The organism is Stenotrophomonas daejeonensis, assembly GCF_001431505.1.
Classification (GTDB): domain Bacteria; phylum Pseudomonadota; class Gammaproteobacteria; order Xanthomonadales; family Xanthomonadaceae; genus Stenotrophomonas; species Stenotrophomonas daejeonensis.
Genome location: NZ_LDJP01000038.1, coordinates 18,843 through 28,651, shown reverse-complemented (window position 1 = coordinate 28,651; position 9,809 = coordinate 18,843). Strand labels below are relative to the sequence as shown.

Annotated in this window: 10 protein-coding genes; 6 read left to right on the top strand and 4 right to left on the bottom strand. The window is 66.9% G+C overall.

The window, feature by feature from the left end:
• The first annotated feature begins 115 nt into the window (after positions 1 to 115).
• From ABB34_RS07335 to ABB34_RS07310, 6 genes are all read left to right on the top strand, one after another.
• Positions 116 to 721: an HD domain-containing protein gene (locus ABB34_RS07335; protein WP_057640600.1), complete on the top strand. Its 606-nt coding sequence runs from the start codon at positions 116 to 118 to the stop codon at positions 719 to 721.
• 177 nt (positions 722 to 898) lie between these two features.
• Positions 899 to 1,423 carry a hypothetical protein gene (locus ABB34_RS07330; protein WP_057640599.1) on the top strand — a complete coding sequence of 175 codons (525 nt, stop codon included), beginning with the start codon at positions 899 to 901 and terminating at the stop codon, positions 1,421 to 1,423.
• A gap of 23 nt (positions 1,424 to 1,446) precedes the next feature.
• On the top strand, positions 1,447 to 4,488 hold the full coding sequence (locus tag ABB34_RS07325) for a phospholipase effector Tle1 domain-containing protein (RefSeq protein WP_083490104.1): 3,042 nt from the start codon (positions 1,447 to 1,449) through the stop codon (positions 4,486 to 4,488).
• 85 nt (positions 4,489 to 4,573) lie between these two features.
• The gene (locus tag ABB34_RS07320; protein ID WP_057640597.1) at positions 4,574 to 4,768 is read left to right on the top strand and encodes an oxidoreductase-like domain-containing protein; all 195 of its coding nucleotides are present in this window, start codon (positions 4,574 to 4,576) and stop codon (positions 4,766 to 4,768) included.
• Between the two features lie 83 nt (positions 4,769 to 4,851).
• Positions 4,852 to 5,460 (top strand): DUF998 domain-containing protein, encoded by a 609-nt coding sequence (locus ABB34_RS07315; RefSeq protein WP_057640596.1) that lies wholly within the window; start codon positions 4,852 to 4,854, stop codon positions 5,458 to 5,460.
• A gap of 49 nt (positions 5,461 to 5,509) precedes the next feature.
• Positions 5,510 to 5,857: a RidA family protein gene (locus tag ABB34_RS07310; protein ID WP_057640595.1), complete on the top strand. Its 348-nt coding sequence runs from the start codon at positions 5,510 to 5,512 to the stop codon at positions 5,855 to 5,857.
• Between the two features lie 82 nt (positions 5,858 to 5,939).
• Here the strand turns inward: ABB34_RS07310 and rnfB are convergent, their stop codons facing one another.
• The 4 genes from rnfB to ABB34_RS07290 form a co-directional block, all read right to left on the bottom strand.
• On the bottom strand, positions 5,940 to 6,356 hold the full coding sequence (gene rnfB, locus ABB34_RS07305) for an Rnf electron transport complex subunit RnfB (protein ID WP_057640594.1): 417 nt from the start codon (positions 6,354 to 6,356) through the stop codon (positions 5,940 to 5,942).
• Between the two features lie 28 nt (positions 6,357 to 6,384).
• Positions 6,385 to 6,975 carry an HAD family hydrolase gene (locus ABB34_RS07300; protein ID WP_057640593.1) on the bottom strand — a complete coding sequence of 197 codons (591 nt, stop codon included), beginning with the start codon at positions 6,973 to 6,975 and terminating at the stop codon, positions 6,385 to 6,387.
• 132 nt (positions 6,976 to 7,107) lie between these two features.
• Entirely contained in the window at positions 7,108 to 9,165 is a 2,058-nt protein-coding gene (metG, locus tag ABB34_RS07295) for a methionine--tRNA ligase (protein ID WP_057640592.1), read from the bottom strand.
• Positions 9,166 to 9,350: 185 nt separating this feature from the next.
• Entirely contained in the window at positions 9,351 to 9,797 is a 447-nt protein-coding gene (locus tag ABB34_RS07290; protein ID WP_057640591.1) for a DUF2147 domain-containing protein, read from the bottom strand.
• Positions 9,798 to 9,809 lie beyond the last annotated feature (12 nt).

The following is a 9,809-nucleotide window of genomic DNA, read 5'->3' as shown; positions in this document are numbered from 1 at the left end:
TGTTGGAGCGGGAAACGAAGCATGTTTCCGTAGGAGCGACGTGAGCCGCGACCGGGGCTTTCCCGGTGAAACCCGGTCGCGGCTCACGTCGCTCCTACGCTCCCGGAATGCCCGCATGGATGACCTGATCCCGTTCCCCCTGCCTTCCGGCCAACTGGCCGAGATAGAGGCCGCGCACGCGCAGCCGCCACGCGCGTACCACCATTTCGGCCACGTGCGGGCGCTGCTGCGGCATTTCCACGACGTCGCCGCCGGCCCCGGCTGGCGGCAGCCGCGCGAGGTGGCGCTGGCGATGCTGTACCACGATGCGGTCTACGAGGCCGGGCGTGGCGACAACGAGCTGCGCTCGGCGCAGCTTGCGCGCGAGTCGATCGCACGCTGGCTGCCGGATGCCGGCATCGATGCAGGGCGGGTGGTGCAGCTGATCGAACTCACCGCGCGCCACGGTAGCCTGCGCGGCGAGGAACTGGACGCCGACGCGGCATTGTTCCTGGACAGCGACATGGCCATCCTCGGCGCGCCGCCGGAAGTGTTCGACGCCTACGACCGCGGCATCGCCGAGGAATACCGCGGCAAGGTGCCGGGCTTCCTGTTCCGCATCAACCGCCGCCGCTTCCTGAAGGGCGTGCTGGCGCAACCGCGCATCTTCTTCAGCGACTTCTTCCACGCGCGCCTCGATGCGCAGGCGCGGGAGAACCTGCGGCGGGTCTTGGGGGCCTGATTTCAGCTGCCTGACCTGTCTGTGTCTGCGCAACCAAGGGAACTTGACCGCCATCGAGGCAGCGGTGGGCCATTCGGTTACCCACGCTCGAAACCTTGGCGTTGCCTGATGGCGGACAACCACCATGCGCCGTAGGATTGACGGGTACATCCTTCAAGGAACGAGGAGATATTCCCCATGCTGGGCTTGAAGTCACTGTTTCCCCCGGCCGACCCGTGGCCTTTGAAGTTCCGTTATCACGACTTCGGCGTGCGTTGTTACAACACGCTGCGCTGCCAGGTCATCTACAACAACTACTGTTTCACTCGTTCTTTTTTGTATGAACCATCCGGTCCACCCATACGGACAGATTGGAAAGATTCGTGGAGCGCCGGTCACGGCATCGGAAACGAGTTTGCCTCCCCCGTTGAGGCTGATTGGATATCTCTGGATGGTACCCGTCACCAAGCCAGGATCGATCTTGCAGAGTTATTCAAAGACCGACTGGTGCGACACAACGTGTCCAAGGACGACATCCCGGAGGGATGGTTGGCGGCGTGGAGAGTTGATCCGCTCGGAGTAGATATTTTGATGGAAGTCAACGATCGCACGATCAACGTATACATGAAGGCGTTGATCGCCACCAAGGAACCGCAGATTCCGGGGAACCCACGCAGCACTGGCCGTCGCGATCTGATCCTGGTCTGGACCCATACTTACTGAAGACGTGCGCAAGGAGTGCGGTTATGAGTGACAAGGACCTGTCCAGCATCATCCCGATGGATGACGACGTCACGTTCTACCCAGCCAATGAAGCCCGAATGCGGAGCTATCAGGAGGCCAGTGAAGCCCTGTCCCGTTTCGAGGTGCCCCGGCTGATAGATGCAGGGAACCCGCATGAGCGGCTCTATATCGCAGCGTTCGATGGCACAGGTAATGACAAGGTTAAAGACCCGATACATGCCACGAACATTTCCAATATCGACGATCAGATCAAGTATTTGGGCGAGAAGGATTCACAAATCTACATTCGTTATCTAGAAGGTCCGGGAACCCAAGGCAACCCGCTCACACGCACAATAGATGCAGTGCTTGGCTATACCTACGAAGAACGGCTGGAGAAGATGTATGCCGACTTGGTGGACAAAGCACAGGAGTGGAGGCAGGCGGACCCCAATGTCAATATCCGCGTGCTCAGCACTGGCTTCAGCCGTGGCGCCAGTCAGGCCGCCGGGTTCACCAATCTCCTGCATGAGCGCGGTATCGTCGATCCGACCAGCCGATCCTTCGATGCCAATGGCAAAATCATCTATATCCGCCACATCGCCCCACCCGGGATGACGCCCCAGGCCGTAGGCCTGTTCGACCCGGTTGCCACCGGCATCCCCGAGCGGTTCGACCGGCGCCTGGCGCCGTCGGTGGTGTCCGGCTTCCAGATCACCGCGCTGGACGAAACCCGCGCCAGGTTCCCCAGCGATCAATTGATGCCGCCAGACGTCTCCGCCGATGGCCGTTTCCTCAACGTGCAGGTGGGCGGTGCGCATTCGGACATCGGGGGCAGTTACTTGCGCGATGGTCTGGCCAGCCGCAGTTGCAACCTGATGGTGGACTACTGCAACGCCTTGCGCCCGGGCGTCTCCTTGCTGGAGAAGGTCCACGAACCCAGCGATCCGCGCCTGAACGTGGTGCACAACTCCCACGAAGGCATGGTGATTTACCAGCTGGACCGCCAGGTGGACCGGGCCACGGAAGGCGTGAGCGCACGCCTGGCGCCGGACAGGACCGTTGCCAACGATGCCCTGCCGCACGCTCCCAAGCCGCTGTCGCCCGAGGTCGAGCGCGGCCCGTTGAACCGGGTGGCCATTGGCCCTGTGCCGGCGGAGCCGGGGGAGGTCGCGCTGGCGAACCTGCGCCGCATCGAAGCGGCCGAAGCGGCCGGTATCGGTCCAGTGCCGGGAGCGACCAAGCTGGCCCGCTCGCTGGGCCACGGTGCGGCGGTGGTCACCACGGGCATCGAGGTCGCCAAGACCGCCCACGACTACACCCGCCTGCGCAGTATGGGCAACCTTACCGCCGCCCAGGCAGCGGTGGGCCGTTCGGCCGGCACCGGCGCCGGGGCATGGCTGGGCTTCGAGGCGGGCTTGGCGGCCGGCAGCACGCTGGGGCCGGGCGCACTCGCCACGGGAGCGCTCGGGGCGGTTGTCGGTGGCGTGGCTGGCGACAAGCTGGCCGATGCCATCGAGCACCGACGCATCTATATCCAGCGCGGCAGCGACGGCCATACCTGGCAGGCCGACCCGGCCCATCCCGAACAGGGCTGGACGCGCACCCTGCCACCGCTGCCGACGGCACCGCAAGGGCAGCGCCTGACCGCCAGCCCGGCACTGGCCGACGAACTCAACTACAAGGCCGTGTCCAAAGCCACCGAACTGGGCCTGGCCGCCGCGACCGCGCGCGATCCGTTCAAGCTGCCGGCCAGTCGCGACGATACGTTCAGCGCCTACGGGGGCGACTGGATCCGCAACCCGGCCAACGGCGGCTGGCAGCGACAGCTCAACCACGACAAGCCCGGCCTGGGCTACACCGAGACCGCCCCGCCGGAACGGGCCGCGCAACTGGACGCCCAGTCGCGCCAGATCATCGCCGACAATGCCGCGTGCAGCCCGACGACTCTCGCCGCCACGTTCGAGGTCCTGTATGCGCAGAACGACTGGCAGCGGCACGGCAAGGTGCCGGAAGCGGTCGAAAACACCCTGGCGCACCCGGAACGGGTGGTGGCCTCCGATGGCCGGCACTACACCCGCGAAGCCGACGGCCAGTGGACGCATGACGGACTGCTGTGGGACAGCCACGCCGACGGCAACCTGCGCGCCGAACTGGATCTGGCCTTCGAGGCCCAGCGCACGCACGCCCAGAAGCTGCTGCAACCGGGCTTGGCTCCCGAGCGCGAAATCCCCACTCTGGAGACGCTCCGGGTCACCCCGTCGCCGGAACAACGGACCGCGGCGCCGGCGTCCGTCTCGGCATCCCTCAGGCTGGCCGAACCGCGGGCGACGCCATTGCCGGAGCGCCTGAGCGATGCCCGGCATCCGGGACATATCGATTTCCAGCGTGTCCTGATGGAACTCCACTACGCCGAGACCAACCGGGGCGTTCCCCACGGCCGGCACAGCGAGCAGGTGGCCGCCGCGTTGCTGGTGGAGGGCGAGCGCCAAGGCCTGCGCATCGACCGGGTGCGCATCGCCGCGGATGGCCAGGTCGAAGGCATCCGGCAGCTCAACGCCTTTTCCGACCCGAAGACGGTCCGGGTGGACCCGGGCAAGGTGCTGTCGATATCGCTGGAAGAACATTCACGGCAATGGGCGCATGCCCGTTCGCCGTATTTGGTCAGCAACGCTCCCGCCGCCGAACGCACGGTACAGCAGCAACAGGGGATCGCCTTGCTGTTGCCAGCCGATCAAGCCATGTTCGCCTGCATCCGTCAGGGCGTGCCGGACCATATCGGCGACGACCAGGTGATGCGCGCCCTGCACGATGCCAAGCGGGCCGACATTGCTGGCCCCGACAAGATCGACCGGGTCATGATGGCCGAGAACCGGATCTGCATCGCGGGGACGATACCGGGGTTTCGCTCGGTGACCGAGATTGCCCAGGCGGCACCGCCATTGCAGGAGAGCGTGGAGCAGGTGCAAGCGCTCAACCAGCAGCGCGAACAGCAGTTGGCGATGGAACAGCAACAGCGCCACCAGGACGGTCCCGGTGGGCGTGGCGCCCCGGGTATGGGGTAGGGAAGAAACACGACCGCAACGGCGACCATCCCCTCGGGTTCGATGGCCTAGAATCCATGGGTTCTGCCTTGCCTGATTGGTCGCAATGCCCGCCGTGGTGACTCCGATTCCCGTTATCGATCCAGATCCAAGGCCCTTGCCGCCGGAGGAACCGGGCCCCAACGAATGCTGCGGCAGCGGTTGCCCGTTGTGCGTGCTGGACCTGTATGCCGACGAGCTGGCGCGCTACCGGCAGGCGCTGGCCGAGTGGAAGCAGCGGCACCCGGAAGCGGAAGGCTGACCGCGCAACGGCCCGTCTTGCGGATAGGCTGGCATCTCCTTGCCGATTCCCGGATCACCTTGGACACGACTGCTTCCCTGCCCATGCGATTGAAGCGATATGCGGCCTTGTCCGCGCTGTCTGCGTTGCTGTTGTTCACGGCCACCGCGGTGTGCCTGCAATTCGCGCGCGACGATCTGGACTGGGTGCGCGCCACCCTCAGCCTGTACCTGCACGGGCCGCACGGCTTGCTGTTGCGTACGGCCTATTGCGTGCTGGCGGCCGGCATCGCCGTATTGGCACTGGCCCTGTATCTGGACATGCAGGGACGGGCTCGCCGCAGCTTGCCGCTGGCGCTGTTCTGTACCGCCGGGCTGGGGCTGACCACGGTGGCGGTGGGCGACAGCTGGTTGCCGGAGCACGCGCCGCTGCTGGCGCCGCTGGTGCATGGGCTGGCGGCGCAGGCCGCGTTCCTGTGCGTCACCGTGGCGATGCTGGTGCAGGCATGGTGCTTCGGCCGCGATGCGCGCTGGCATGGCCGGCACCGGCTGGCATGGTGGTGGGCGTGGCTGGCGTTCGCCGGCCTGTGGCTGCACGTGCTCTGGCGCGGCAGCCCGCGCGGGCTGGGGCAGAAGTTGGTGATCGCGCTGGTGGTGGGCTGGCTTGCGTGGGCCGCCATGCGCCTGTGGCGGCAGGCGCGAAGTAACGGCTGAAACCGCCGGTTCGCGGCACAATGGAGGCCACATTCATCGGAGGCAGACCATGATCGAACGCTACGACACCGGCCCACGCATGTCGGAAATGATCGTCCACCACGGCGTGGCCTACCTCGCCGGGCAGGTGCCGGAGGACACCGGCGCCGACATCGTCGGCCAGACCGAGCAGGTGCTGCAGGCCATCGACGACCTGCTGCGGCTGGCGCCGACCGACAAGAGCCACATCCTGCGCGCGGAGATCTTCCTGGCCGACATGGCCGATTTCGCCGGCATGAACGAAGCCTGGGACAAGTGGGTGCCGCAGGGCGCCACCCCGGCGCGCGCCACGGTGCAGGCCAGGTTGGCGAACCCGGAGTGGAAGATCGAGATCGTGATTACCGCGGCGGTGCCATAAGCCGCTGATGACACCGTAGGAGCGCACCTTGGTGCGCGATGAAGCTTTCCCGGTAACGCCCATCGCGCACCGAGGTGCGCTCCTACAGGGGTTTCAGGTCGATGCAATCCACCGGGCACGGCGGGATGCACAGCTCGCAGCCGGTGCACAGGTCGGCCAATACGGTGTGCATGAACCTGGCACCGCCGACGATGGCGTCCACCGGGCAGGCCTGGATGCATTTGGTGCAGCCGATGCAGTCGGCCTCGACGATGACCGCCACCTGCGCCGGCTTGTGCTCGCCGCGGCTGCGGTCGAAGGGCACCGCCGGCACGTGGAGGACATGCGCCAACGCGCGCGCGCCGGCATCGCCGCCCGGCGGACAGCGCTCCACGCCGGCCGCGCCGCGGGCCATCGCCTCGGCATAGGGGCGGCAGCCGTCGAAGCCGCATTGCCCGCACTGGGTCTGCGGCAGTATGCGGTCGAGGCGTTCGATCAGGTTTTCCGGCGTGTCCTGCATGCGTGGCGGTGGCTGCGCGTCTGTTGTGTCAGGGAAGCGGCTTGCCGCGATACCAGCGTTCGTGCGCCAGCGCCAGCATCGGCTTGTCCTCGCGGCTGTCGCCGTAGGCGTGGATGCGCTGGAAGCGATCCAGATCGAACCGGTCGCGGATGTACGCGACCTTGCGCGGCCCGCAGTCGCCGCCGGCATAGCGGCCGGTGAGGCGGCCGTCCCGCGCTTCCAGCCGGTTGCAGATCAGTTGCAGGCCCAGTTCGTCGCACCACGCCTGCAGGTACAGGTCGATGGAGGCGGTCACCACCACCACGGTGTGGCCCTGTTCGCGGTGCCAGTGGATCTGTTCCAGCATCTCCGGGCGGAGCATGCCGGGCAGGTGTTCGCGGGCATAGTCGCCCGCCATCTGCGTGATCTCGCCGGCATGGCGGCCGCTGAATACCTGCGAAGTGACGCGGGCGCGGATGCGCTCGGCCGAAATCAGCCCCAGCCGGTAGGCCAGCAGCCACGGCCCCACCCGCCACCACGCCTGCGCATGTTGCTCGGGCGTCGCCACCCGCTGCAGGAAGCGACTGTAGGTGTCGCAGCGGGTGACGGTGTGGTCGAAGTCGAACAGGGCTAACTGCATGGGGAAGGGCAGGGAACGGGGAATGTGGGAACGGGGAATGACGCATCATCGGAGCAGTCGGCGTGATGCTGCGGCCGGCCATCAGGTTGCACTACTGCTGCATTCCCTGTTCCCCGTTCCCCAGTCCCCGCTTCACCGCACCGGCATGCCTGGCTGCGCGCCCGCGTCGGCGTCGAGCAGCGCCAGCGCGCCGCCGTCGAAACCGGCCGACAGGATCATGCCTTCGCTCAGGCCGAAGCGCATCTTGCGCGGGGCGAGGTTGGCGATGAACACCACGCTGCGGCCGACCAGCTTTTCCGGCTCGGGGTAGCTGGCGCGGATGCCGGAGAAGATCTGGCGCTGGCCGAGGTCGCCGGCGTCGAGCAGGAAGCGCAGCAGCTTGTCCGAGCCTTCGACGAAGCCGCATTCGAGCACCTTGCCGATGCGCAGGTCGAGCTTGGCGAAGTCGTCGATGCCGATGCAGGTGGTGCCGCCTTCGGCCTTCACCTCAGGCTTGGTTTCCGCTTTCACCGGCTTGGCGTCGGTGGCGGGTGCGGCGGCGAGGGTGTCCTTGGAGGCGTCGGTCATGGCGTCGATCATCTTCGGGTCGATACGGGTGAACAGCGCCACGTAGGGCGCGATGGTGTGGGCGGTGAGCGGGGCGGCGATGTCGTCCCAGCCATGCATCGGCGCGGCGAGGAAGCCTTCGGCCTGCTGTGCGGTGCGCGGCAGCACCGGCTTGAGCGCGGCCACCAGCACGCGGAACAGGTTCAGGCCCTGGGTGCAGACCGCCTGCAGTTCGGCATCGCTGCCGTCCTGCCTGGCGATCACCCACGGCTTGGTGTCGTCGATGTACTTGTTGGCCTCGTCGGCCAGCGCCATGGTCAGGCGGATCGCCGCGGCCGGGTCGTTGCGCTCGTAGGCCTCGCGTACCGGCGCCAGCGCGGCGACGAAGCGGTCGTACTGGGCCGGGTCCGGCAGCGCGTCGGCGAGCCTGCCGTCGAAGCGCTTGGCGATGAAGCCGGCGCAGCGGCTGGCAAGGTTGACGAACTTGCCGACCAGGTCGGCGTTCACCCGCGCGGTGAAGTCGGACAGGTTCAGGTCGAGGTCGTCCACCCCGCCGGAGGATTTGGCGGCGAAGTAGTAGCGCAGCGCCTCCGGGTCCAGGCCGACGTCGAGGTAGGTGCGGGCCATCACGAAGGTGCCGCGCGACTTGCTCATCTTCGCGCCATCGACGGTCAGGTAGCCGTTGACGTGCAGCCGGGTCGGCGCGCGCAGGCCGGCGCCATGCAGCACCGACGGCCAGAACAGGCCGTGGAAGTTGACGATGTCCTTGCCGATGAAGTGGTGCAGTTCGGTGCTGCTGCCGGCGGCCAGCACCGCGTCGAAGTCGTCGCCGGTCTTCGCGCACAGGTTGCGGAAGCTGGACAGGTAGCCGATCGGCGCGTCCAGCCACACGTAGAAATACTTGCCCGGCGCGCCGGGGATCTCGAAGCCGAAATAGGGCGCGTCGCGCGAGATATCCCACGCGCGCAGGCCGCCCTCGGCGTCCAGCCACTCGGCCAGCTTGGCCTTCACGCCCGGCAGCGCGACGTCGCCGGCCAGCCATTGCCGCAGGAAATCCTGGAAGCCGCCGACCTCGAAGAAGTAGTGCTCCGAATCGCGGATCTCCGGCGTGGCACCGGAGACTACCGACTTCGGTTCGATCAGGTCGGTGGGGCCATAGGTGGCGCCGCAGACCTCGCAGTTGTCGCCGTACTGGTCGGGCGACTTGCACTTCGGGCAGGTGCCCTTGATGTAGCGATCGGGCAGGAACATGCCCTTTGCGGGGTCGTAGAACTGCGCCACCGAGCGGCGGCCGATGTGGCCGGCGGCGTCGAGCTTGTTGTACAGCGCCTCGGTCAGCTCGCGGTTGGCGGCCGAGTTGGTCGAATCGTAGTGGTCGAAGGCGACGCCGAACGCGGCGAAATCGCGCTCGTGGCTGGCCTGGATGTTGGCGATGAAGGTTTCCGGGGTCACCCCGGCCTTCTCGGCGGCGAGCATGATCGGCGTGCCGTGGGTGTCGTCGGCGCAGACGTACCAGACCTTGTCGCCCAGCAGCCGGCGCGCGCGCACCCAGATGTCGGCCTGGATGTAGCCGACCAGGTGGCCCAGGTGCAGCGGGCCGTTGGCATAGGGCAGGGCATTGGTGACGAGCGCGGTACGGGTCATGGCCGTTGGAGGGAGTGCATGGGAACCGCGAATTATCGCATGCCGGGCCTTGCTGGCCGGGAAACCGGGCTTGAATGTAGGAAACCCGGCCGGAGCCGGGTTTGATGTTCGTAGGTGCGGGGCTTGCCCCGCACGGGGCTTCATCGGGAAGGCTTCATGCGGGGCGAGCCCCGCATCTACGAGGCTTACATCCGCTCCCACACCTGCGACTTGCAGATGAAGGCGATGCAGCCGGATACCTGCAGCTTGCTGCCGTTTTCGATCAGCTCCATCTTGGACTTGTACACCTTGCCCTCGTCGGGCTTGAGGATGCTGCCGCCACTCCACTTGTTGGCGCCGTCGGCGCGCATGCCGCGGATGATCTCCATGCCGGTGATCGGCTTGTCCTTGCGGTCGTCGCTGCACTTGTCGCAGGTCGGGTTGGGGCGGCTGGGGTTGAGCAGCTCGACGATGCGGCCGTTCAGGGTGCCGTTGCCGGCGCGGCCGATCTCGACGATGGACTTGGCGCGGTGGGTGTCCGGGTCGATCTGGCGCCAGCGGCCTTCAGCGCTGGCGTTGTCGGCCTGGGCGGCGGTGATGCCGGCCAGCGCCAGCGGCAGGGCGAGCAACAGGGTCGTGACGGTCTTGCGCATGTATCCCCTCCC

What these genes read in the sequence shown, in the direction of transcription:
- ABB34_RS07335 (WP_057640600.1), top strand. Translation starts at nt 116, where the DNA reads ATGGATGACCTGATCCCGTTCCCCCTGCCTTCCGGCCAACTGGCCGAG.
- ABB34_RS07330 (WP_057640599.1), top strand. Translation starts at nt 899, where the DNA reads ATGCTGGGCTTGAAGTCACTGTTTCCCCCGGCCGACCCGTGGCCTTTG.
- ABB34_RS07325 (WP_083490104.1), top strand. Translation starts at nt 1,447, where the DNA reads ATGAGTGACAAGGACCTGTCCAGCATCATCCCGATGGATGACGACGTC.
- ABB34_RS07320 (WP_057640597.1), top strand. Translation starts at nt 4,574, where the DNA reads ATGCCCGCCGTGGTGACTCCGATTCCCGTTATCGATCCAGATCCAAGG.
- ABB34_RS07315 (WP_057640596.1), top strand. Translation starts at nt 4,852, where the DNA reads ATGCGATTGAAGCGATATGCGGCCTTGTCCGCGCTGTCTGCGTTGCTG.
- ABB34_RS07310 (WP_057640595.1), top strand. Translation starts at nt 5,510, where the DNA reads ATGATCGAACGCTACGACACCGGCCCACGCATGTCGGAAATGATCGTC.
- rnfB (WP_057640594.1), bottom strand. Translation starts at nt 6,356, where the DNA reads ATGCAGGACACGCCGGAAAACCTGATCGAACGCCTCGACCGCATACTG.
- ABB34_RS07300 (WP_057640593.1), bottom strand. Translation starts at nt 6,975, where the DNA reads ATGCAGTTAGCCCTGTTCGACTTCGACCACACCGTCACCCGCTGCGAC.
- metG (WP_057640592.1), bottom strand. Translation starts at nt 9,165, where the DNA reads ATGACCCGTACCGCGCTCGTCACCAATGCCCTGCCCTATGCCAACGGC.
- ABB34_RS07290 (WP_057640591.1), bottom strand. Translation starts at nt 9,797, where the DNA reads ATGCGCAAGACCGTCACGACCCTGTTGCTCGCCCTGCCGCTGGCGCTG.